This is a genomic window from Amycolatopsis sp. M39, assembly GCF_001651785.1.
GTDB classification, from domain to species: Bacteria; Actinomycetota; Actinomycetes; order Mycobacteriales; family Pseudonocardiaceae; genus Amycolatopsis; species Amycolatopsis rubida.
This window is the reverse complement of record NZ_LWSF01000024.1, coordinates 46,951-68,637: the sequence shown is the minus strand read 5'-3', so window position 1 is coordinate 68,637 and position 21,687 is coordinate 46,951. Positions and strand designations below refer to the sequence as shown.

Below are 21,687 nucleotides of genomic sequence, written 5' to 3'. Positions count from 1 at the left end.
CCTCGTCGCCAACGGATTCCTCGCCGCGATCATCGTGCTCGCCGTCGTCATCGCCGTGATGCAACTGGAAAGCCATGTCCTGCAACCGTTCCTTCTCGGGCGAGCGGTCCGGCTGCACCCGCTCGCCGTCGTCGTCGGCATCGCCCTCGGTCTCGAGATCGCCGGCGTCGTCGGAGCCCTGCTCGTCGTGCCGATCCTCGCCGTCGCCAAATCCGCGATCGGATCCCTGCTGCACGATCCGCGGCTCGACCCCGGCGGAATCGACCCGCTGCGGCCCCGCAGCGCCCGCACCGGCACCGGCCAGCCCGAGGAGAAGGGCGAACCCGAATGAACCCGATGTCTACTGTGGACGAATGTGTCGCCCGCTCCGGGATCTCGCTGGTGTGCCGGACGTTCCCGGTTCCGGCGGCGCGAGACGCGCGGTGCGAGGATGACCGGACAACCGGCGACGGAACCGGAGCAGCGGCTGGTCCAGGCGCTCGGCGACGCGGCGCAAGAACTGAGCGGGCGGGCCCGGCCGGGTCCTGGAGCTGATCGTGGCCGACGCGACGCAGACCGTGCCCGGTGCCGACCACGCGGGTGTGCTGTCGCTGAGCCGCGACGGTGCGGTGACCTCGTATGCGTCGAGCAGCGATCCGGTCGCGCGGATCGACCGGGTCCAGGCGCAGTCGCGGCAAGGACCGGGCGTGACGGCGTTGTGGGAGCACCACACCGTGCTCGTCGACGATCTGGCCGCGGAAGCGGATCGGTGGCCGGCGTTCGCGTCGGGAGCGGCCAGCACGGTGTCGTTCCCGTTGTCCACGAGTGACGACACGCTGGGCGCCCTCTACCTGTATTCGGTTCCGCAAGCCGGGCTCGACCAGCAGGTGCTGCTGACCCGCGACGTGATCGGGCAGGCCAAGGGCATTTTGGCGGAGCGGTTCGGTATCGGCGCCGCGGCCGGGTTGCTGGTCGGCGCGCAGCTGGTGGATGTTGCCCGGTGGCTGGTGGCCGGCGGCGGTTCCCGCGCTGCCGCGCCCGGCGAGGCGGTCCCTCCCGAGGGGATCTAGGATCGACGACGGCGGGTGCGACGGGAGTGGTCGAGGTGGAAGACCGGCGGCAGCGCTTCGCCGACCTGCTCGCGTCCGAGGGCGATGCCGACCAGGGCGGGCGGATGTCCCGGATCTGTGCGCTGGCGGTCGCGGAACTGAAGGTGACCGGAGCCGGGGCCACAGTGCTCAGCGCCTCCGCCAACGGCGCGGCGGCCGATTACCGCCGTGCTTTGGTGCATGCCACCGATCCGGTCAGCTCCGGGCTGGAAGACCTGCAGCTGACCGTCGGGGAAGGACCGTGCCGGGACGCCTTCGTCGCCGGCGGTCCGGTCCTGGTTCCCGATCTGGCGGCCGCCGCGACGCGGTGGCCGGCGTTCGGGCCGGCCGCGACCGGCCTGGGCGCGGCGGCGGTCTTCTCGTTCCCCTTACAGCTCGGGGTGGTGCGGCTGGGTTCGCTGGACTTCTACCGCGACCGGCCCGGCCCGCTGTCCCGGGCGCAGGTCACCGATGCGCTCGTCCTCGCCGATCTGGCCACCGCCACGGTGATCGACCAGCTCGACGGGCACGCGTCGAGTGATCTGAGCTGGCTCGCCGACTCCCATGCCGAGGTGTACCAAGCCGTGGGCATGGTGCAAGTCCAGCTCGGCGTCAGCACCGACGCCGCGCTGCTGCGGCTGCGCGGCCACGCCTTCGCCCACGACGTGACGCTGGCCGACGTCGCCGGGCAAGTGGTCACCCGCACATTACGGTTCCGGCCCGAGGAGGATCCCGCATGATGACCAGCGGAGAAAGGCGCGACGCATGAGCATGACCGCAGACCGGCGGCTGGCCCGCACCTTCGTCACGCTCGCCGACACCCTTGTCGTCGACTTCGACGTACTGGATTTTCTGGCGCTGCTGGCCGAACGCAGTGTCGAGCACCTGGCCGTCGACGCGGCCGGGGTCATCCTGTCCGACCAGCGCGGCGGCTGGCGGCCCGCCGCCGGTTCCTCCGAACGCGCCGACCTGCTTGAGCTGTTCACCGCACAGACTCGCGAAGGTCCCTGTTTCGACTGCGTGGCCACCGGGAAGCCGGTCACCTGCGCCGACCTGCGCACCGCCGGGGCCCAAACCCGCTGGCCGCGCTTCTCGCTCGCGGCCGCCGGTTCCGGGTTCCGCGCCGCCTCCGCGGTGCCGATGCGGCTGCGGGACCAGACCGTCGGGGCGCTGACGCTGCTCAACCACGAACCCGTCACTCTCGACCCGGACACGATCGAGATCGGCCAGGCCCTCGCCGACGTCGCGACGATCGGAATCCTGCACCAGCACGCGGCGGCTCGCGGCGAGCTGGTCGCCGAGCAGCTCGAAGCCACCCTGCAGCAGCGCACCGTCATCGAACAGGCCAAGGGCGTCCTCGCCGAGTACCTCGCCTTCGACATGCACGACGCGTTCACCCGGCTCCGCGAGTACAGCCACCACCATCAGCGGCGCCTCTCCGAGGTCGCCCGCGACCTCGCCGGCGGCACCCTCCGCCCGTCCGCCTTCGCCACTACCCGCAGCTGGCCCGTCGAGGACCAACCGGCTTCTCCCCCGGCTTGATCGCCGGAAGGGTTCTCCGCCTGCCGCGGATTCGACGACCGCGGAGGGCGGGCAGTCCTGCACACCGGTCCGCGCGTCCGGCGTCCGCAGCGGTCCTCGGCGGGCAGTCCTGCCTCTGCTGGGCGGTTTTCCGATGTCAGTGCGGAGGGCTCATACCGCTGCTTCGCGACGGCGCAGCGGCAGCCTCCCGATCTGCCCGGCACCACGTCTGCTTCACCGCGTTGCGCCCCGGGTGCGCCGAGGAGCTTGTGGCCGCGGACACCGCCTGACCGGATGATCGAGGACAGCATCTGACCTGGACGCACTCTAGGTTGATCTTCATGAACAGTGCCATCGCTCCCTTCCGGATCCGCATTCCGCAGGCCGAACTCGACGATCTGCGCGATCGCCTGGCCCGCACCCGATCTCCGCACCCGGTGCCGGGCGCCGGATCGCAGTGGGACCGGGGCATCCCGTCCGGCTGGCTCCGCGAACTGGCCGCCTGCTGGGCCGGCGAATTCGATTGGCGGGCGCACGAGGCCGAGCTGAACACTTTCCCGCAGTTCGTCACCGAGATCGACGGGCAGACCATCCATTTCCTGCATCTGCGTTCGCCCGAACCCGACGCCACTCCCCTGTTGCTCAACCACAGCTATCCCACCTCGTTCGCGGAGTTCCTCGGGGTGAGCGGGCCGCTGACCGATCCGCGCGCCCACGGCGGCGACCCGGCCGACGCCTTCCATCTCGTCATCCCCTCGCTGCCCGGTTTCGTTTTCTCGAGCCCGCTCTCGGCGCGCGGCTGGAATCTGGAGCGGACCGCGCTGGCGTTCGGGGAGCTGATGACCCGCCTGGGGTACGAGCGCTTCGGCGTCGAGGGAGGCGATCTCGGAGCCGGGGTGACCAGCCGGGTGGCGGCGCTGCTGCCCGACCGGGTGATCGGCGCCCACACCCACGGCGACCGGCTCCAGCTCGGCATGGCCGGCGAGGATCTCCCGGTCCCGGAGGGCCTGAGCACCGCCGAACGCGGCGAACTCGAGGCGGCGCGACGACGCTGGTCGCAGATGAAGGGCTACCGGGTGCTGCATTCGACCGAGCCCAACGCCTTGTCCGCGGGTCTGGCCGATTCCCCGATCCTGCAGCTGGCCTGGATCGCCGAAAAGCTCGCCGAGTGGGCCCATCCCGCGACGCCGATCAGCCGCGAGAACATCCTGCTCACCGCGAGCCTCTACTGGTTCACCCGGACCGGGCCCGCGGCGGCCGACTTCTACTGGGAACTGGCCCACGCCGAGAACACCGGCTGGGGCGGATCCTCTCCGGTGCCCCAGGGCCAGTCCCTGTTCCACAGCGACCCGCTCGTCCGCAAGGTCCTCGGCGCTGCCGGCCAAGCGGTCTTCTTCCGGGACCACCCCGAAGGCGGGCACTTCCCCGCGTTCGAGGTTCCCGACCTGTTCGTCGGCGACATCCGCGCCTTCTTCCGGCAGCTCCGGCACTGACGCCGACCCGCCCGGCAGGCAAGGGCTTCCTGTCCTCGCGAGCACGAAACGAAGCGGCGGAAACGAGCGCCTCCGCCGCCCGGACCGCGCCGCACAGTCAGAAGTCCCGGCCCAGATTCGAGCGCTTCGTCAGCTGGCTCCCGGCGTCGTCGCCGAGCTTCTCGAAGGTCGCCTCGGCCGTTCCGGCGAACTCGAACTCGTTCGGGCAAGTGCTGTTCGAGCCCGGACCGCCGGGCGTCGCTTCGATGGTCTCGGTCGAGGTGGTGGTGCGTTGCGCCCCACCCGCACGACGCGATCCCTAGTGCTCGAACGTGCAGGTCAGCTCGGCGCTGACGCCGGCGGTGTTGGGCCGGGACAAGCTCACCCTGGCCCGGCCGCTGTCGTCGGGGATGCGGCGCTCCGTGCTGGGATCCCAGTCCTCGGCATGACCGAAATCGGCGAGCGACCGCGGGGCGGCCCCGCAGCGGCGTGGACCGTGCACGAGGGTTTCGACGAGGATCCGGGGCTGCCTGTCCTGTTGGCGACGCGGAAACCGGTGACGGAGGTGCTGGAGGCGGCCGGGACCATCCTCACTCTGCTGACCTGAAACCCCGTGCCCGCAAGCAAGCACCGGTGACCGCTCTTGCCCGAGGATCGACCAGCACCTCCGTCCCCACGGGGATAGCCGCCGGAGCGTCGTCGAAACGTCGCCGCCGCCCAGTGCCGGAGAGACCGGCGCGGTTCGACGGCCCGGCGTGCGTGCCGCGAGAACGGGCAGCCTCGCTGGCGCGCCGGTCCGGACAATCGCCAGGGCCCGTTCCAGAGGACACTCCGCCTCGATTCCGCCGGAACGGCAGCGGTGCGCCGCGAATTCCCGGCCAGGCCGCGCATCGCGACGGCAAGCGGTTCCCCGACCGCGGTGCCCGGGCGTCTCCCGGACTTTCCCGGGACCAGCGGCCCTGAACGGACTCAAGTCCACTCCGGACGGCACGACCGTCATCCGCTGCCGGCACGACCGTCATCCGCTGCCGGCACGCCCTGGCGAACCAGTCCGGACATCTCCTCCGAGCAGGCCGTGACGACCCGATAGGCCTGGCGGCCGATCATCCGCTCCAGCCTGATCCGATGCGGCGGGCCCGGGCATCGCCGCTGTACGACGCCGAGGGTGCGGGACGGGATCCCTGTGCTCGTTCGCGGCCAGCGGCGCGGCGAGCCCGTCCAGAAGTGCGCGTGAGCTGGCCGCCGCGGCACCCCTTCGCCGCGCGCAACCGGCTGCCGAATTCCCCGGGTGCGGCAGCAGCTCAACGCTCGGCGGGCCGGCCCGCAAGTGTCGCACCCGGACACCATGGCGATCTTCACCGGAACGCCCTCCGTGGGTCCGGACTGCGGCGCGGACCCGGCTCAGGCGGCGCCCTTCGCGCGGAGCGGGGCGCTTACGTCGTGCAGGTGCTTGAGCACGTGGCGGTAGGTCGTGAGCAGGCCGCACTCGGCGTACTCGATGCCGCGCTCGGTGCAGAACGCGCGGACCAGAGGTTGCGCGCGGCGAAGGTTGGCACGCGGCATGCCGGGAAACAGGTGGTGCTCGATCTGGTAGTTCAGGCCGCCGAGGGCGAAATCGACACCGCGGCCGCCGCGGACGTTGCGGCTGGTGAGGACCTGCCGGGTCAGGAAGTCCGGCCTGGTCTCCCGGACGTAAGTGGGCATGCCCTTGTGCCCGGGCGCGAACGAGCAGCCCATGTACACCCCCCACAGTCCCTGATGGACGGCGATGAACGCGATCGCCACCGGCGGGGACAGCACCACGAACACCGCGGCGAGGTACCCGGCGGCATGCACGAGCAGCAGAACCGCTTCCGTCCGGCGCGCCGCGATTTCCCCGCGCCACGCGGCTTCGACGCCGGCCCAGTGCAGGTTCAGCCCTTCCAGCAGCAGCAGCGGAAAGAACAGCGCCGCCTGGCGCTTGGCCGTCCAGCGCACGAGCCCGCTGCGCTCGCGCGACTGCCCGCGGGTGAACGCGAGCAACGGGATGTCGAGGTCCGGGTCCTCGTCCTCGTGGTTGGGGTTGGCGTGGTGGCGGGTGTGCTTGCCCATCCACCAGCCGTAGCTGATCCCGACGACCCCGCCGAGCACCCGGCCGAGGCGGTCGTTGGCCGGTCCGGTCCGGAAGATCTGGTTGTGCCCGGCGTCATGGCCGAGGAACGCGATCTGGGTGAACATCGCCGCGAAGAACACCGCGGTGATCAGCTGCCACCACGAATCGCCCAGCAGGGCGAACACCAGGCACCCGGCGGCCAGCGCGAGCGCGGTGAGAGCGATTTTCACCGCATAGTACCCATAACGCCGCTCCAGCAGGCCCTCGTCCCGCACGAGCCGGACGAGAGCGCCGAATTCATTGCGCGACGCGGTGGTCTCGGCGCCGATCTTGGTCGGCGGAGTCACCGGCGATGTGACCATGGGAGTCCTTCCCGAGTTCGGTGGCGCCGGGGGCTGGGGCGACCGGTTGTGCTGCGCGAATTCCCGCCCTGCCGCGCCCCCAAACAAGGCCGGGCCCGAGGGCCCGGCGGCGAACGCCGCGCACAAGCTCGGTGCGCCGGCCGGCATCCCGGTGCCGGCGGGGAACCGCGCCGCTCGGACTTCCGCCCCGGACTCTGCCCAGCCCGCAAGATCCCGCGAAGCGGGCTCGGCGGTACCCGAAATCCCGCGTATGCGAGCGGGCCGGCTCGCGTCGCCTNGAGACCGCTCTCCGCTCAAGATCCGCACCGCGACCAGCGGCCGCGTCATAGTCCACAATGTACTCATCGCTCTCCGTATCCCGTCGGTGCCGTGCCCTGGAGCGGATTTCTTCCCGATTTCCGCGGCCGTACCCCCGATCGGGGGACTGACCCGTCCAAACCGCTCCCGGCGACGAAGCAGGACAGTCCACGAAGGCCATACCCGCGCGGGCGGCTGTCCGTGCGGGCACGTCCGGCGTTCGCGCCGGGCGGGAAGGAGATCGCCCGTGTTTGGCACCCGTTATGCCGCCTCGATGATCGCCCGGAGCGCGGAAAATTCTCAGGACCGACGCAATTTCCTGCAAGCCGCCGGCATGACCGGGCTCGGCGTGGCCGGCGCTCTCGGGCTCGGCGGCCTCACGAACCCCGCCGCGGCCGCCGTCCGCGGCGCCGCCCCGGTCGCGCGAGACTCCGGCGAGGTGAGCGACGGCGCGGTGCTCAACTTCGCGCTCAACCTGGAATACCTCGAAGCCGAGTTCTATCTGCACGCCGTGACCGGGCGGGGGCTGGCCGACTCGATGACCACCGGCACCGGCGCCCGCGGCGGCGTGACCGGCGGACGGGCGGTGCGGTTCGAAACCCGGGCCGCGCGGCAGTACGCGCAGGAAATCGCCGGCGACGAGAAAGCGCACGTCCAATTCCTGCGGACCGCGCTCGGTTCGGCCGCGGTCAGCCGGCCGGCGATCGACCTGCAGTCCAGTTTCACCGCCGCCGCACAAGCCGCGGGAATCGTGAAAAAGGGGCACTCCTTCGACGCCTTCGCCTGCGAGGAGAATTTCCTCCTCGCGGCGTTCCTGTTCGAGGACGTCGGCGTGACCGCCTACAAGGGAGCCGCCCCGCTGATCACCAACAAAACCTATCTCGAAGCGGCGGCCGGGATCCTGGCCGTGGAGGCCTACCACGCCGGAACCATCCGCAGCGCGCTCTACCAGCGCGGCAGCGGGCTGCTCGGCAGCGGCCTGTTCAGCACCGACCCGCGCAAGGCATCGGTCAAGCTGTCCGACGCGCGCGACAGCCTCGACGGACCGGCCGACGACGACCAGGGCGTGATCGACAGCCACGGCAACGCGAACATCGTGCCCACCGACGCGAACGGCATCGCCTACAGCCGCAGCCCCGGACAGGTCCTCAACATCGTCTACCTGACCCCCAAGGCCGCGACCTCCGGCGGATTCTTCCCCAAGGGCGTCAACGGCGCGGTGAACACCAGCGCCGCCAACGGCTGAGCCGAGCACGTCTCGCGAAGGCCGCTCCCTCCGGTGCGGGCCTTCGCGGGCGTCCCGCCCGGGGCTGCTGAGCGAGTCAAGCCGAGCTGGACGCGACGGGGAGGGGCCGGCCGGGCGCGGGACCGGACCGCGCTTGTGCCGTGACAGTCCGCAGCGCGGCCCGGACCAGCCGGGCGACCTGGGCCGGAGTCCAGCCCGTCGCGGCGGCGACCTCGGCGACGCTCCGGTGCCGCAACGCCGTCGCCCACAGCGCATAGCGCTGCCGGGGCGGCAGCAGCGCCAGCTCGTCGAGCAGGACCGCGTCCCGTACGGCCGATTCCAGCCGTACGGGATCGGCTCCCGAGGCGAGCGGGGCCCCCCACGCGGCCNCGCGAGGCGAGCGTGGCCCGCAACGCGGCCAGCACCTCGGCGCGCGTGTCCCGGCTGCCCGGGTCTGTCGACCGAGACGACGTGCCCGCTGCACACAGTGCGAAAACCACGCTCGCCCGGGCTCGGACGCGCCCGCGGCGGGACTGTCCAACGGCCTGCTGCGCGACCCGATGCGCCAGAGCCAGCATCCGTTCGCCGACCGCGGGTTCGCCGTCGAGCCAGGACGGCAGGCAGGCGTCCCGCGGGCAGGCGGTCACCGGTTCCCGCCCTCGGGCAGCGCCGCCGGCCGAAGGCGGCCGAAGGCGGCCGAGCAGCCAGATCAGCTCGTCGGCGTCGATCAGCCCGGCGTCGGCGGCCTTGACGAAAGTGGTCGCGGCCCGTTCGAGGAACAACGGATCCGGCGGTGCCGCGATGTGGTCGACTGCGGTCATGACCGCCCCCTCGGGGAACTGGAATCGGGCCCCGGGGTCTGGAGGGACGTATCGCCTGGATGCCCTGGCCGCTCGATCGTAAACCCGGCGAAGCGGCATGGCTGGACGCGAACCGCGGTCAGGCCAGGTCGAGACGGATGACGCCCGGAGTGGTCGGCTGGGGCGAACCGGTGACCGGCTCGGNTCGGTGGTGACGGCGATCCGGTCGGTGTCCGCCGGGAGCGCGCCGACGAGCGAACCCGGCCCGGCGCCGGGGCGCAGCAGCCCGGCCGACTGCGGCCCGCGCGGCCCGATCAGCCACACCTGGTAGGCGTGCCGGGCGTCGAGCGCGGGAACGCCGTCCAGCGAAACGGACACCTTCGCCAGCGACCGCGAGACCGCGACGGCCGCGGTGGCGCCCGTCGGCCCGCGCCCGGTCACGGTGACCGCGTCCGGGGCCTGCTGGACCTGGCTTTGTTCCAGGGCGATCGATCCTCCGCCGGCCGTCCGCTCGCCGAGGGCGACGCCGCCGGCCAGCGCCCCGGCGACCGCGGCCGCGGCGGCGAACGCCATCGCGGCCCTGCCCCGCCACCGCCTGCGGACGACCGGCTCCGCCGCACCGGGCCGGTCTTGGCGGGTGAGCGCGACCCGGGCCAGCACGGCGGTCCGCAGCCCCGGTTCCGGCCGGGCGTCGGCAGCCACCGCGAGCCGGGCCGCGACTTCGCGCAGCTCCTCGACTTCCTGGGCGCAGACGGCGCACTCCCGCAGATGCCGTTCGAACCGCTCGCGCTCGATCCCGGTCACCGCGTCGAGCGCGTAGGCGCCGGTCAGCAGGTGGATGTCGGCCGCGGTCATGCTGGTCCTCCCCATGCGTCGCGCAAGCGGACCAGCCCGTCCTGTATCCGGGATTTCGCGGTGCTGACCGGAACTTCGAGGCGTTCGGCGACCTCTCGGCAGGTGAAGCCGTCGAAATAGGCGAGTTCGACAGCACGGCGCTGCAGGGCGATCAGCACCCTCAGCGCGGCACGGACCTCCACGCACTCGCACCCGAGCGTGGCCTGGTCGGCGACGTGGTCGAGGCCTCGGCGCGGATCCATCCGCCAAGCGCGGGTCTCCCGGGCGGACGCGGCCTCTTCGGACCGGACACGGTCGATCGCCCTGCGGTGCGCGATCGTCAGCGCCCAGGACTGAAGGTTCCCTCTGCCCGGCGTGAACGTGGCGGCCTTGCGCCAGATTTCCAGCAGGGTTTCCTGGGCGACTTCCTCGGCCAGCGCGCGATTGCGCAGCACTCGCGTCGCCGTTCCCAGCACGGGACCGGCGAGGGCTTCGTACACCTGGCTGAACGCGCGCTCGTCGCCCAGTGCGACCCGGCCGAGCAGCATCTCGGGCGAGTCCACCGCCACGGCGCGCGGCACTGCCGCCTCGTTCCGGAGGATTCCGGGATGGCTTCCCATGCGACTCCTTCCGGTTGGCGAGGTGCGCCTGAGTTCGCCGCGCACGGCTGCGGGAAGGGATTCGCCGCCACGCCCGGGCCGGATTGGTCTCGCCAGGTGCGGATTGCCCGGCTCACCCATCCCCCGGGCGTCCGGCTCCGAAGCACCGGTATGACCGCCACCGAAGTCTCCCGCCCGGCACCATCACGGCTGCGCCTGCCGTCCGCGGCGTGGTGCGGGGTCCTCGCGCTGCTCGCCGCGCTGGCCGCGGGGCACCTGGTGGCGTCGTTCGTCAGCATCAACGCCTCCCCCTACCTCGCGGTCGGCAACGGCGCGATCGACCTCACCCCGGTGCGGCTGAAGGACTTCGCGGTCCGCACGTTCGGCACCTACGACAAACTGGTGCTGCTCAGCGGGATGGCCGCGGTGATGGCCGTCGCCTCGGCGGCAGCCGGCATGCTCTCGGCGCGCTCGCCCCGGCCAGGGGTCGCGATCATCGCGCTGTTCGGCGTGGTGGGCGGGATCGCCGTGTACGCGCGGCCGGATCTGTCCGCCGTGGCATTGCTCGCTCCGCTGGCCAGCCTCGTGGTCGGCGTGGCGGCATTCGTTCTGCTGCACCGGCTCGCTCCGCGCAAACAGGACGCCTCGAAGCACGCATCGGCCGGTTCGTCTCGCCGTTCCTTCCTGCTCGGCGGAGCCGGGATCGTGGTCGGAGCCGGTGCGCTGGGCGGTGTCGGCCAGTTGATCAGCGGCACCCGCGACGCGACCGCTTCCCGCGCGGCCGTGGGAAAACTGATGCCCGCCACCGCCGCGCCGGCCATCCCGGCCGACGCCGACTTCGCCAAACTCGGCACCCCGTCGTTCCTCACGCCGAACCCGAACTTCTACCGCGTGGACACGGCATTGTCGGTGCCGCAGGTCCGCACCGAAGACTGGAGCCTGCGCATCCACGGCATGGTCGGCAAGGAACGGACCTACACGTACGCCGACATCCGCAACCGGCCGCTCGTCGAACGCACGATCACGATGACCTGCGTGTCCAACGAGGTCGGCGGCGACTATGTGTCCACATCGGACTTCATCGGCGTCGACCTCGCCGACCTGCTCGCCGAAGCCGGGGTGCGCCCGGGTGCGCAGCAGCTGTTCTGCACCAGCGTCGACGGCTGGACCTCCGGCACCCCGGTCGCCGCCGCGCTCGACCGCGGCCGCGGGGCGATGCTGGCGATCGGCATGAACCGGGAACCGCTTCCGCTGGAACACGGCTTTCCCGCGAGACTGGTCACGCCCGGGCTCTACGGCTACGTATCCGCGACGAAATGGGTCGTGGACATCGAGGTGACCACCTGGAAAGCCCGGCAGGCGTACTGGCTCAAACGCGGCTGGGGCGAACAGGCCCCGATCAAAACCGAATCGCGGATCGACACCCCGAAGGGATTCGCCACCGTCCCGGCCGGCGCGGTCCGTCTCGCCGGGATCGCCTGGGCGCAGCACAACGGCATCGAGAAGGTCGAAGTCCGCGTCGACAGCGGCGCCTGGCAACCGGTCACGCTCTCGGCCGAGGTCAACCTGAACACGTGGCGGATGTGGTGGACGCAGATCGCCGTGAAACCCGGCACCCACCAGGTTTTCGTCCGCGCCACCGACAAAACCGGCTACACCCAGACCGACCAGCGCGCCGGCACCGTGCCGGACGGGGCCACCGGCTGGCATTCGACCACTTTCATCGCCGCCTGAGGAATTTCTTTCCGAACGCACCCATCCAGATCGCGAGCAGCACCGAATACCCAGAGAACCGGCCGCCCGGCCCCAGTCCATCGTGAACGGAGAACACCCGTGAAAACCCTTCGTATCGCCGGAATCGGCCTCACCGCCGCCACCGCGCTCGTCCTCACCGCGTGCAGCGGCACCGACCAGGCCTCCTCGGGAAACAGCTCCTCCAGCGCTCCCGCACCCATGTCGTCCTCGTCGGCGCCGATGTCCAGCAGCGCCTCCGGCGACGGGATGACCACCAACGCCGACGTGTTCGGCCCCGCCTGTGCCAAGCTGCCGCAGGGCAACGCCCCCGGCTCGCTCGACTCGATGGGCCCGCAGCCGGTCGCCAGCGCCGCCTCGACCAACCCCCTGCTGACCAAACTGGTCGCCGCGGTCAAGGCCACCAACCTCGTCGACACCCTCAACAGCCAGCCCGCGATCACCGTGTTCGCCCCGGCCGACAGCGCGTTCCAGGCACTCGGCGACGCGAAGTTCGGCGAACTGGCCAAGAACCCCAGCCAGCTCGCCCCGATCCTGCAATACCACGTGCTGGGCAAGCGCTACGACGCCAAGGGCCTCGCCGCCGCGAGCGACGTCACCTCGCTCAACACCGCAGGCGGACCGCTCAAGGTCGAAGGCACCGGCGACAACATGACCGTCAACGGCGCGAAGGTCCTCTGCGGCAACATCCCCACCAAGAACGCCACCGTCTTCGTGATCGACAAGGTGCTCACCCCGGGCACCAACAAGAACTGACCGCTCCGCCCGCGACCACGGGCCCGGCGTGCCTGCCTCCGAGGGCCGCGCCGGGCTCGTGCCATGCCGGGTTCAGACCCAGCGCCAGAACTCGGGACGGGCTGAGGGCGAGTCGCTGACCCACCCGCAGAGCCGCCGTGAATTCCCGCATCGGCCTGATGTCCGTGAGGGGAACCCTGAGGGAATCTGATTCCCCTCAGGCTTCCCCTCACGGACTTCGCCAATGCTGGTGTTCTTTGTGGACGGTCAGCGGGCCGCGGAATCGCCACGGGCACCGCCCGCCCGGCAACGACGCCGGAGTCACTTGCGCCAGGACGACTCCCGCGAGGATCCCCCAGCCGCCCGGTCCCGCGCCGCCGGCCCAGGCGAGGGTGTCGCCCAGCACACCAAGCCCGCCGCCTCGGCGGCGCTCGCTGCCAGAACGTCGCACGGGCAACTTCGCCCGGGCATTCGCCGCATCGGCACAGACCTGTGCCTGGATCTTCGAAAGCGCGAGCCGGCACCGGAAACGCGCTGCGACCAGAAAACGGGCCGGCACCGGACGCGCCCCTTCCCGAAATGCCGCCCGTGACCCGGCGTCTTGCGCCGGAGCCTGCTCGGAGCCGGTCAGCGATGCGAGTACTTCGCCAGCACCGCAGGTTCGATGGCACCCGTCGAAATGGCGCGAGCGACGTCGGTCAGGCGGAGGTTACGCGCGCGGGAATAGCCGCGCAGCTGGGAGAAGGCTTTGTCCATCGAGACGCCGCTGTGCTCGGCGAGCACGCCCTTGGCCTGTTCGATCACCACCCGGCTGTGCAGGGCGGTCTGCAACTGCCCGGTGAGCTGGTCCCCGCGTTCGATGATGCGCTGCTGCAGGATTCCGATGGTGGCGACGTCCGCCAGCGCCTGCCCGAGTTCGACATCGTCCTGTTCCACGCTGCCCGGTGCGGTGCTCAAAAGAGTCAAGACCCCGACGGGCTGCTCCCGCAGCCGCATCGGAAGAGCCTGGGCGGCCCGGAATCCGCATTCCGCGGCCGCGGCGGCGAACCTCGGCCAGCGCCGCGCCGACGCGGGCAGGTCCGCGTAGGACACCGGAGATCCGCTGCGCGCGCATTCGACACACGGGCCGTCGTCGGTCTCCACCGCGAACAGTTCCAGCAGTTCAGCCCGGTGCGAAGAGGTGGCCACGACCCGCAGACCGCCGGCGGGATCGAGCAGGAGCACGCCGGCCGCCGAGACGTCGAGCAAGTCGACGCACCGCTCGGCGAGCATGCTCAGGAATTCGGCGATGTCGAAATCGGCGACCAAGGTGTCAGCGAGACTCACGAACGCGCGGGACACGCGCCGCTCCCGGCCGGCGAGGGCTTCCTTCGGCGATTTCGGGGTGGGCGACATGAACGTAGTGCCTCCTGTCCTGGTCCGGGCCACCGCCGGGAACTGTCCGGCGAGGCGGCGAGCAGTTCGCGCGGATCAACGACCGACGTCGCGACAACCGGCCGTGGTGCGCACGGGCATAGCCGCGCGACGCCGAGCATGGCCGCCGCATGGCGCCGAATCGCGCGCCGTCGCGGAATCCCGGTGGTCGCGACGTGGGCCGGGCCGGGCGCGACGCTGGCATCGTCGATCTCCCCCCAGCAGTGCGCCGCCGCGGGGGCGAAATCAGGCCGGTGCCCGCCTCGCTGATCCGATCGGACGAGACCGGCGGCGTCGACGCCCAGCGGATCCGCGGCCCGTTCGGCGAGCATGCCGGGGGAACCGAGGACGTCGAAAACGGCGGCCGACGTGTCCGAGCGGAAGGCGAACACAGCTGTCGCGCCCCGTTCGCAAGCCGAACGGGCGAACGCCTGCCGCCGAGCCGGGCTCGGCGGCCGGTCAGCCCGCTCAGCACGGTCGCACCAGCCCCGGGCACCGACAACTCCCGCACGCACCGCTCATCCGCCAGAGTCACCGATGCCGCGGGCCGGACGGCGGGCGGCAGCCAGCAGCGCCCGCCTTCGCTGAGGCCGGCTCTCTACCATCGGTCCTCCTCGACGCTCGACTCGTGCCGCTGCACCCAGCCTACGGCTCCCGCCCGCATGCGGCCCGCCCATCGCGGGCCGCGAGGTCGGCGCGGACAGCCATCCGGACATGCCGCGGCACCAACCCAGGCCGGGAGACCCGCGCACGACGCTTTTCGTTCCGGGTGCGGGCAGCTGCTCGGATGCCGGTCCCGGATCTCGACGGTGCCGCGCGGGTCCCGTACGGGCAGGCCAAGCAGCACGCGATCGGTGAGTTCCTCCTGCGTGGCAAGGAATCCCGTCGGCCCATGCGCGGACGGGCACTTCCGTGCGCCGAGCGCGAGGCCCGCCTGCCATCTCCCCTGGGACACGAAGGCCGGGTCGTGGAGCAGGCAGCCCTCTCCCTTCGCCGGTTCAGGACTTCCGGCCGCGCAGCCACCGCCCGCCGCGCGGAAACGGCTTGCTGCCGTCGTGCGCATGCGTCTCGTGTGGACAGACCGGGCGACCCCGCTCGACCGATCTGTCCAGCGCGGCCGTCTTCTCGCGTTCCGGCCCGGCCGGGCACGCCGTCGCCCGTTTCATCGCGTCCGGCAGCGGGCTGCCCTGCCGGACTCGGAATGGGCTTCCGCATCACCCGGCCGGGCCGGAACAGGACCCGCGTCCGCACTGCTTCACGATCCGGACCGCGGAGGCCGCTTCACCGCAACGGCCGCGATGCTCAGGAAGCCGCCCCTGACGCTCCTGGCTTCGGCAGCGATCGGGACCACGCGGCGCGCGAGGATTGGGGACGGCACCGGCTCGGCTGCTCCCGGATCTTGCCAGCATTGCTCGTGATCAGGACGCGGAACGGTCACGCGCCACATCCGGGGATTCGGGCCGGGAAGCCCGCGAGCCGCTTCGGCCAGAGCCTCGTCCGCTGCCGGGCCGTCATCGAGATGCGCGTCGCGCTGCCGGGCGATCGGCACCCGCGAGGCAACCGGCAACGCAGCGACGTCCCGCCTGCCCCGATCGCGGCGACAGCGGAACAGCACTGCCCGCAGGACCGGGTCAGCCCTGGTTCGCCGACCGTCCGTATCGGACGGTGTCGCCACCCTTGTGGTGTGCCGCCTGGTCGTGCTGACGGTCGAGAATGCCTTCCAGTTTGCGCGTCGCGCCGCGGAGCGCTTCGTCCACCGAGCCCGCGCTGTGGGAGACCACGACGGCGGGCTTTCCTTCAGGCCGGGCCTCCAGCACACACCGGCGGTCCACCCCGCCGGCACCGGCCGCGGCTTCGTCGCTGAGGTGTGCTTCCAGCCGAGTCAGGTGGTCGCTGAACCGCGACAGCGCGGCGCGGAGTTCTTCCTCGGCCCAGCGGTTCAGCTCGGCGCTGCCGGGGACGTTGTTGTCAGTGCTGATCTCGACCTGCATGTGCGGTCCCTTCAGAATGCGGCCGCGGATCCGGGAGCACGGCCTGCGCCATGCTCGCCGGAATCGCCTTCACCGCCTCCGGCCAGCCTACTCCCGGCCCCGAACGCGACCGCGGCGGTTTCCTGCCGCAGCTGTCGTTCCGCCGATTTGTTCGCCGCACCGGGAAACCCGGCTGATTCCGGTTGATTGTCTCCCCTTCGGCGTAGGCTTGCCGGACAAGGCCCGCCCCGCAGGCATCCGCTCCCGGACCGGCCGGACAGGAGCGCCATCGTGAAATACGCCTCGGACAGCTCCGTCGCGGGCACCGCGATCGGCTCGCCGGCCAGGGTGCCCGCTGCGGCCCGGACAGCCTCGTCGACGTCCGATTCGGACACCGGAGTGCCGAACCCTCCGGCCACCACGCCGATGCGCAGTCCGCGGCACTCGCCAGTCAGCGCCTCGGTGTGCTGGTGGGCTGCCACCTCCCGCTGGCGCGGGTCCAGGCCGTCTGAACCGGCCAGTACTTCGAGAAGCACGGCGTTGTCCTCGACAGCGCCGGTGCTCGGGCCCGCGTAGTCGGCGGCGGACTCGATCGGCATGATTCCCGTGCAGGGCCCGAGATCGTGGGCCGGTTTCATGCCGCAGGCGCCCGGCATCCGGATCGATCCGCCCTGGTCGCACCCCACAGCCGCGTCGGCTTCTCCTTGCCGCGACCAATGCACCGCAGCCGTTCGAGGAACCGCCGGCGCTGTGCGCATGGTTGTGCGGGTTCCGGACCTGCCCTCTTTCACTGGTGTGGGAGCCGCCGGAGAAACTGAAGTTCTCGCAGCGCGCTTTGCCGGTGATCGTCGCCCCGGCGTCCAAGAGTCGCGTGACCACGGTCGCGTCGACATCGGGCACGAAATCGCGCAATGGCGATGACCCACCCGTCGCGGAAACTCGGCCAAGAGAATAGTGTCCTTCAGCACAACGCTTTTCCCGGCGTGCCACGCGTTAAGCGGATCGCCAGCGGAATTGGCCATTTCCGATCTCCGCCGCGGTTCTCGGGCCGCGGTTCGACCATTGCGCCCAACGCTCTGCAGGCTTCAAGATTCCAGCTCGGCAGGGTCAGGCAAGACTGGCATTCTTCCTCGGAGAGCCGCGGGCCGAGTCCGGACGCGGCTTCGCGGACTTCCTCCGAGGTAGGCTCGGCGACGGTCACGGCATGTTCCTTCCTCGTCCGGGTACCTCAACTGGCGAGACATCCGCCGTCCACCGGAAGCACGGTTCCGGTGATGAAGGACGAGCCGGACGAACACAACCACGCCACTGCCTCCCCCACCTCGCTCGCCGCGGCGACGCGACCCATCGTGGTGCGGGAAACGACGGCTTCGATCTTGTCCGCGGGAGCGTTGGCGGCCATGCCGGTCTGGATGGGCCCCGGACCGACGGCGTTGACGCGCACGCCCTGTGGCCCGTACTCCGCTGCAGCACTGCGCGTCAGTCCCGCGACGCCGTGCTTGCTGGCCGTGTACACGCTCTGGCCCGCACCCCCGATCAATCCCCAGACCGACGACGTGTTGACGATCGCGCCGCGCGACTCGATCAGGTGCGGGAGTTCGTACTTCATGCAGAGGAACACACCCGTCAAGTTCACCGCGATGACGCGGTGCCACTCGGCTTCGTCCAGGCCAGTAATGAGACCGGGCGCAAAGGTGCCCGCGTTGTTGTGAGCGAAGTCCAATCGGCCGAAGGCGTCCACCGCCGCCCTGATCGGAACGCCGGGTCTGCCGGCCGGACTGCTTTGCCAGGCACCCGACCACCACCGACGCGGGCGCTACGGGCGCAGTCAGCCTTTGAGGCGAGGGAATAGGTTCTCCGAGTTTCCCCGGTCGATCGCCGCCCGCAGACCGGCGTCCAAGGGATAACGTTCGAAGGTCTTGTTCAGGAAACCGACGGCGACCGCGGGAGCGAACGGGAAGTCGCTGCCGTAGGTGATGTGGTCCGGGGACGCCACCTCCAGCAGGCTCGGCAAGGCCGAAGGCGACGCCGAAAGGGCGATGTCGTAGTAAAACTTCCGCAGGACTGAGAGCTGCTTGGGAACCTGGTGCTTTTGGTCGAGCAGCGCCCATGCTTGCTGCGCCTTGTTCTTCGTGTTCAGCATCGTGAGCAGGATGCGGTAGGAAATGGAGGGCACGAACCCGCCCGCGTGCGCGAGGATGAACTTGATCCCCGGGTATTTTTCCATCGACCCCGACAGGATCAGGCTGATCGCGGTGCGCGTGGTGTCGAGCAGGAAGTCCGCGGTGAAGGTGGGGATTCCGGGCACCTCCGGCCCGGGCAGCTCGCCTGGGTGGACGAATACCGTCGCTTGGCGTTCGTGGAGGAATTGCAGCAGCGGCTCGAATCCGGGGTCGCCCAGATAACGGCCGTCGTTGTTGGCCAGCAGGACGATTCCGTCGGCGTGCAGCGTGTCGAGGGCGTATTCGGCTTCGGCGAGTGCGCCTTCGACGTCGGGCAGGGTGAGGGTGGCGAAGAATCCGAACCGGTCTGGCCGGTCGGCGACGACTTCGGCGGCATACTCGTTGACCTCGCGCGCCCAGCGGCGGGCCTCCGGGACGTCTCCGAAGTAGACTCCGGGGGTGGAGAGGGACAGGATTCCGACGGCGATTCCGTGGCCGTCCATGAACTTCAGCGCGGCCGAAGGCGACCAGGACGGCAGGTCGATCCCTCCGGGACGGATTCCCTTCTCCCCCATCCATTTCGCGTAGCGGGGTGGCACGAGGTGCTGGTGCGTGTCGATGCGCTGGGCACGGCTCATCGGAGGCGTCCTTTCTCGGGGTGGATCAGCGAAGCCGGGCGGCGAGGTCGAATACCGCCTGGGCGTGCAGCTCGAACAAGCGCATCAGGTCCACGCCGTCGCCGCCGATTTCCTTCGCGACGAACAGTCCGTCGGCGCCGGCCATGGCGTACGTCGTGAGCAGTTCGACGGAGGCGGAGTCCAGTTCGGGCACGAATTCGGCGATCATGCCCGCGACGCGTTCATGCGCGACTCCGCGCACTTGCAGGAACATCGTCCGGGCGCTGGGTTCTTCGGGGCGGCGTTCGAGGGTGAGCATGAGGCCGAGACGCAAGAAATCCGGGGCGTCGAGAAGCGCCTTCGCGACCTGCTGAGCCAGTCCGGTCACGCGCGCCAGCGGCGTTCCGTCTTCCTCCGGCAGGGACAACGCGGCGAGCCAGCTGTCGAAACTGCGCTCGATGACCGCGGCGATCAGGTCGTCTTTGTCCTTGAAATGCCAGTAGATCGAACTCGCCGGGAGCCCGCATTTCTTGCTCACCAAGGCGATGCTGGTGCCCTCGTAGCCGCGTTCCCCGGCCACTTCGACGGTCGCGTCGAGGATCTTGCGTCGCGACTCCTCGCCGTTCGCTCGCCGGCGTCGCGTGCTTCGTTCGTTCATGCCCACCTCCGATGCTGCTCACCGCACCTTACCGTATCGGTCACTACAGGAAGGGGTTGACCACGCCGTCGACGCGGCTTACCGTAGCGATCGATCCAATTGTAGCGATGACTACAGGAACTGTTCCCGACGCGACGCGGAGGCCCCCGTTGACCGGCTCACCCTCGTCCGCTGTGCCCGCAAGCGCGGTGCGACGCACTGAGCGCACCGTCCTGGCCGGTGCCCGCGACATCTTCCTCACCGAGATCACCGCCGCGGCGAACCCGGCGAATGCGACGCCGGTGGTCCTGCTCCACGGCGGTGGCCCGGGCGCGACCGGCGCGTCCAACTACGCCCGCAACGCCGACGCGCTCGCGGCGGCCGGGCACCGGGTGCTGGTTCCGGACATGCCCGGATACGGGCGGTCGTCGAAGGAACTGGACCATACCGACCCGTTCGGCGACCTCGCGATCTTCGTGCGCGGCTTGCTCGATGCGCTGGACGTGGAGAAGGCGCACGTGGTGGGCAACTCCTACGGCGGGGCGGCGGCGCTGCGGCTGGCGCTCGATCGGCCGGACAGAGTGGAGACGCTCGTGCTGATGGGGCCCGGCGGCATCGGCACGACCCGCCGGCCCCCGACCAAGGGGCTGAACGCGCTGCTGGGGTACTACGGCGGCGAGGGCCCGTCCCGGGCGAAGCTGGCCTCGTTCATTCGCGAGCACCTCGTCTTCGACGCGTCCGAAGTGCCGGAAGAACTGATCGAACTGCGCTATCAGGCCAGCATCGATCCGGAGGTGGTGGCGAATCCGCCCCTGCGCCGCCCCTCCGGACGCGGAGCGCTGCGCACGTTGTGGCGCATGGACTTCACCCGCGACCGCGACCGGCTCGCGCGCTGCCAGACGCCCACGCTGGTCGTGTGGGGCGCCCACGACAGGGTCAACCGGCCGTCCGGCGGACCGTGGCTGGCGCGCACCATGCCGCACTGCGACCTGCATCTGTTCGCCCGCACCGGCCACTGGGCGCAATACGAGCAGGCGCACCGGTTCAACCGGTTGCTGCTCGACTGGCTCGGGGAGGTCAGGTGAGCATTGCGGATACCGGAATCCGCCCGGACGTCTTCGGCGCCGCGCGACTGGGGTACCTCGTCGTCGAGTCGCGGCGGCTGACCGACTGGAACCGCTTCGGGGCCGACGCGATCGGCTTGCACATCGACGAACTCACCCGCGACACCCTGCGTTTCCGTCTCGACGACCGCGAATGCCGATTCCTCGTCCAACGCGGCCCCGCCGAGGACGTCATCGCCGCGGGCTGGGAAATCGACGACCACGAGACCTTCGAGGTCGTACTGGGACGGGTCGCCGCCGCAGGACTTCCCGTCGCTGAAGGCTCCCCGGAGGAGGCCGCTCTGCGCGGGGTCGAACGGCTATGGCGATTCCCCGGCCCGAAAGGCATCGCCACCGAGATCTTCACCCGCGTCCGCACCACCGCCGCGCCGTTGCGGATGCGCAACACCGCGTTCGTCACCGGCCGCTCCGGCATGGGACACCTGGCGATCACCACCACCCGGCCCGAGCAGCTGCACACCTACTGGAACAACCTGCTGGACCTGCGCCTGTCGGACCGGATCGTCGAACGCATCGGCCCGGCGAAGCTGAACATCCGGTTCCTGCGCAGCGGGCAGCGCCACCATTCCATCGCGCTCGCCAACGTCGCCGGACTGGCACTCGACCCGGTCCGCACCTCCGTGCAGCACGTCAACATCGAGATCGCCACCCTCGAAGACCTCCTGGCCAGCTTTCACCGGGTCACCGAACTCGGCTTCGCCATGGCCTGGTCGGTCGGCCAGCACACCAACGACCGGGAGCTGTCCTACTACTGCGTCACCCCGTCGGGATTCGAACTCGAGGTCGGCTGGAACCCGGTCGTCGTCACTCCCGAACGGGAGCAGACCTGGGAACCGACTACCTACCAAGGCATTTCGCTCTGGGGGCACACCGCGGTCGGTGCCAGTGTCGCCGTCCTCATGTCGCGTTTCCAAGCCGCGGTCCGGTCGCTGCACGAGCAGGAGGACACCGTCCCGGCGCTGTCCGCCACCGCGTTGGGTTCCCACCGCTGACATCCGTCTCAGCCAA

The 21,687-nt window shown here is 70.7% G+C and carries 22 protein-coding genes and 2 pseudogenes; 11 read left to right on the top strand and 13 right to left on the bottom strand.

The annotated features are described in order from the left end of the window. From A4R44_RS51110 to A4R44_RS48480, 6 genes are all read left to right on the top strand, one after another. The coding region (locus A4R44_RS51110) for an AI-2E family transporter (protein WP_232791913.1) at nt 1-331 on the top strand (331 nt) is incomplete at its 5' end. Between the two features lie 205 nt (nt 332-536). After that, the gene (locus tag A4R44_RS35120) at nt 537-1,049 is read left to right on the top strand and encodes an ANTAR domain-containing protein (RefSeq protein ID WP_232791912.1); all 513 of its coding nucleotides are present in this window, start codon (nt 537-539) and stop codon (nt 1,047-1,049) included. 26 nt (nt 1,050-1,075) lie between these two features. Beyond that, nucleotides 1,076-1,807 (top strand): GAF and ANTAR domain-containing protein, encoded by a 732-nt coding sequence (locus A4R44_RS35115; protein WP_232791911.1) that lies wholly within the window; start codon nt 1,076-1,078, stop codon nt 1,805-1,807. Between the two features lie 25 nt (nt 1,808-1,832). After that, on the top strand, nt 1,833-2,609 hold the full coding sequence (locus A4R44_RS35110; protein ID WP_067590484.1) for a GAF and ANTAR domain-containing protein: 777 nt from the start codon (nt 1,833-1,835) through the stop codon (nt 2,607-2,609). Between the two features lie 320 nt (nt 2,610-2,929). Further along, a complete protein-coding gene (locus A4R44_RS35105) occupies nt 2,930-4,081 on the top strand; it encodes an epoxide hydrolase family protein (RefSeq protein ID WP_067590884.1) in 1,152 nt (383 codons plus the stop codon). 424 nt (nt 4,082-4,505) lie between these two features. Beyond that, a complete protein-coding gene (locus A4R44_RS48480) occupies nt 4,506-4,667 on the top strand; it encodes a hypothetical protein (RefSeq protein ID WP_157905070.1) in 162 nt (53 codons plus the stop codon). 794 nt (nt 4,668-5,461) lie between these two features. Here A4R44_RS48480 and A4R44_RS35100 read toward each other — a convergent pair. Then, nucleotides 5,462-6,514, bottom strand: coding sequence for an acyl-CoA desaturase (locus tag A4R44_RS35100; protein ID WP_067590481.1), 1,053 nt, complete (start codon nt 6,512-6,514; stop codon nt 5,462-5,464). A gap of 544 nt (nt 6,515-7,058) precedes the next feature. On the opposite strand from A4R44_RS35100, the gene A4R44_RS35095 reads away from it, so the two are divergent. Continuing rightward, on the top strand, nt 7,059-8,057 hold the full coding sequence (locus tag A4R44_RS35095; protein WP_067590478.1) for a ferritin-like domain-containing protein: 999 nt from the start codon (nt 7,059-7,061) through the stop codon (nt 8,055-8,057). 76 nt (nt 8,058-8,133) lie between these two features. On the opposite strand, the gene A4R44_RS52750 is transcribed toward A4R44_RS35095, so the two are convergent. The 3 genes and pseudogenes from A4R44_RS52750 to A4R44_RS35085 form a co-directional block, all read right to left on the bottom strand. After that, the gene (locus tag A4R44_RS52750; RefSeq protein ID WP_369806007.1) at nt 8,134-8,520 is read right to left on the bottom strand and encodes a sigma factor-like helix-turn-helix DNA-binding protein; all 387 of its coding nucleotides are present in this window, start codon (nt 8,518-8,520) and stop codon (nt 8,134-8,136) included. A gap of 544 nt (nt 8,521-9,064) precedes the next feature. Continuing rightward, nucleotides 9,065-9,691, bottom strand: a pseudogene (locus A4R44_RS52745) (anti-sigma factor domain-containing protein); the annotation flags it as partial. Further along, nucleotides 9,688-10,290 (bottom strand): sigma-70 family RNA polymerase sigma factor, encoded by a 603-nt coding sequence (locus A4R44_RS35085; RefSeq protein WP_067590475.1) that lies wholly within the window; start codon nt 10,288-10,290, stop codon nt 9,688-9,690. The pseudogene A4R44_RS52745 and the gene A4R44_RS35085, both read right to left, overlap by 4 nt. 150 nt (nt 10,291-10,440) lie before the next feature. On the opposite strand from A4R44_RS35085, the gene A4R44_RS35080 reads away from it, so the two are divergent. Both A4R44_RS35080 and A4R44_RS35075 read left to right on the top strand, forming a co-directional pair. Then, nucleotides 10,441-12,003, top strand: coding sequence for a molybdopterin-dependent oxidoreductase (locus tag A4R44_RS35080; RefSeq protein ID WP_067590472.1), 1,563 nt, complete (start codon nt 10,441-10,443; stop codon nt 12,001-12,003). A gap of 99 nt (nt 12,004-12,102) precedes the next feature. After that, entirely contained in the window at nt 12,103-12,777 is a 675-nt protein-coding gene (locus A4R44_RS35075; protein WP_067590469.1) for a fasciclin domain-containing protein, read from the top strand. Between the two features lie 208 nt (nt 12,778-12,985). On the opposite strand, the gene A4R44_RS48475 is transcribed toward A4R44_RS35075, so the two are convergent. The 9 genes and pseudogenes from A4R44_RS48475 to A4R44_RS35045 all read right to left on the bottom strand — a co-directional run bounded on the left by A4R44_RS48475 (nt 12,986) and on the right by A4R44_RS35045 (nt 19,576). After that, nucleotides 12,986-13,207, bottom strand: coding sequence for a hypothetical protein (locus A4R44_RS48475; protein WP_157905069.1), 222 nt, complete (start codon nt 13,205-13,207; stop codon nt 12,986-12,988). Nucleotides 13,208-13,383: 176 nt separating this feature from the next. Continuing rightward, on the bottom strand, nt 13,384-14,151 hold the full coding sequence (locus A4R44_RS35070) for a GAF and ANTAR domain-containing protein (RefSeq protein ID WP_067590466.1): 768 nt from the start codon (nt 14,149-14,151) through the stop codon (nt 13,384-13,386). Nucleotides 14,152-15,800: 1,649 nt separating this feature from the next. Beyond that, the gene (locus tag A4R44_RS35065; protein WP_067590463.1) at nt 15,801-16,160 is read right to left on the bottom strand and encodes an HPF/RaiA family ribosome-associated protein; all 360 of its coding nucleotides are present in this window, start codon (nt 16,158-16,160) and stop codon (nt 15,801-15,803) included. An 11-nt stretch (nt 16,161-16,171) separates the two neighbouring features. Next, a complete protein-coding gene (locus A4R44_RS35060; protein WP_255366207.1) occupies nt 16,172-16,897 on the bottom strand; it encodes an amidase family protein in 726 nt (241 codons plus the stop codon). Next, nucleotides 16,854-17,129 (bottom strand): annotated as a pseudogene (locus tag A4R44_RS52740) (amidase family protein); the annotation flags it as partial. The gene A4R44_RS35060 and the pseudogene A4R44_RS52740, both read right to left, overlap by 44 nt. Then, on the bottom strand, nt 17,101-17,340 hold the full coding sequence (locus A4R44_RS49485; protein WP_163069793.1) for a hypothetical protein: 240 nt from the start codon (nt 17,338-17,340) through the stop codon (nt 17,101-17,103). The gene A4R44_RS49485 and the pseudogene A4R44_RS52740, both read right to left, overlap by 29 nt. A gap of 27 nt (nt 17,341-17,367) precedes the next feature. Next, complete coding sequence (locus tag A4R44_RS35055; protein ID WP_067590457.1) at nt 17,368-17,880, bottom strand: SDR family NAD(P)-dependent oxidoreductase; 513 nt, start codon at nt 17,878-17,880, stop codon at nt 17,368-17,370. 87 nt (nt 17,881-17,967) lie between these two features. Further along, the gene (locus A4R44_RS35050; protein ID WP_067590453.1) at nt 17,968-18,939 is read right to left on the bottom strand and encodes an amidohydrolase family protein; all 972 of its coding nucleotides are present in this window, start codon (nt 18,937-18,939) and stop codon (nt 17,968-17,970) included. 25 nt (nt 18,940-18,964) lie between these two features. Next, nucleotides 18,965-19,576, bottom strand: a complete 612-nt coding sequence (locus A4R44_RS35045) for a TetR/AcrR family transcriptional regulator (RefSeq protein WP_067590450.1) — start codon at nt 19,574-19,576, stop codon at nt 18,965-18,967. A gap of 173 nt (nt 19,577-19,749) precedes the next feature. On the opposite strand from A4R44_RS35045, the gene A4R44_RS35040 reads away from it, so the two are divergent. Then, nucleotides 19,750-20,640, top strand: coding sequence for an alpha/beta fold hydrolase (locus A4R44_RS35040; protein WP_232791909.1), 891 nt, complete (start codon nt 19,750-19,752; stop codon nt 20,638-20,640). Beyond that, the gene (locus A4R44_RS35035; protein WP_198545553.1) at nt 20,637-21,671 is read left to right on the top strand and encodes a VOC family protein; all 1,035 of its coding nucleotides are present in this window, start codon (nt 20,637-20,639) and stop codon (nt 21,669-21,671) included. The genes A4R44_RS35040 and A4R44_RS35035 overlap by 4 nt, the downstream gene beginning before the upstream one ends. Nucleotides 21,672-21,687: the final 16 nt, after the last annotated feature.

Excerpts from the sequence above, each read along its gene's own strand:
- A4R44_RS35110 (WP_067590484.1), top strand. The coding sequence starts at position 1,833 with ATGAGCATGACCGCAGACCGGCGGCTGGCCCGCACCTTCGTCACGCTC.
- A4R44_RS35105 (WP_067590884.1), top strand. The coding sequence starts at position 2,930 with ATGAACAGTGCCATCGCTCCCTTCCGGATCCGCATTCCGCAGGCCGAA.
- A4R44_RS48480 (WP_157905070.1), top strand. The coding sequence starts at position 4,506 with ATGACCGAAATCGGCGAGCGACCGCGGGGCGGCCCCGCAGCGGCGTGG.
- A4R44_RS35100 (WP_067590481.1), bottom strand. The coding sequence starts at position 6,514 with ATGGTCACATCGCCGGTGACTCCGCCGACCAAGATCGGCGCCGAGACC.
- A4R44_RS35085 (WP_067590475.1), bottom strand. The coding sequence starts at position 10,290 with ATGGGAAGCCATCCCGGAATCCTCCGGAACGAGGCGGCAGTGCCGCGC.
- A4R44_RS35080 (WP_067590472.1), top strand. The coding sequence starts at position 10,441 with ATGACCGCCACCGAAGTCTCCCGCCCGGCACCATCACGGCTGCGCCTG.
- A4R44_RS35070 (WP_067590466.1), bottom strand. The coding sequence starts at position 14,151 with ATGTCGCCCACCCCGAAATCGCCGAAGGAAGCCCTCGCCGGCCGGGAG.
- A4R44_RS35065 (WP_067590463.1), bottom strand. The coding sequence starts at position 16,160 with ATGCAGGTCGAGATCAGCACTGACAACAACGTCCCCGGCAGCGCCGAG.
- A4R44_RS35060 (WP_255366207.1), bottom strand. The coding sequence starts at position 16,897 with ATGCGCACAGCGCCGGCGGTTCCTCGAACGGCTGCGGTGCATTGGTCG.
- A4R44_RS35050 (WP_067590453.1), bottom strand. The coding sequence starts at position 18,939 with ATGAGCCGTGCCCAGCGCATCGACACGCACCAGCACCTCGTGCCACCC.
- A4R44_RS35045 (WP_067590450.1), bottom strand. The coding sequence starts at position 19,576 with ATGAACGAACGAAGCACGCGACGCCGGCGAGCGAACGGCGAGGAGTCG.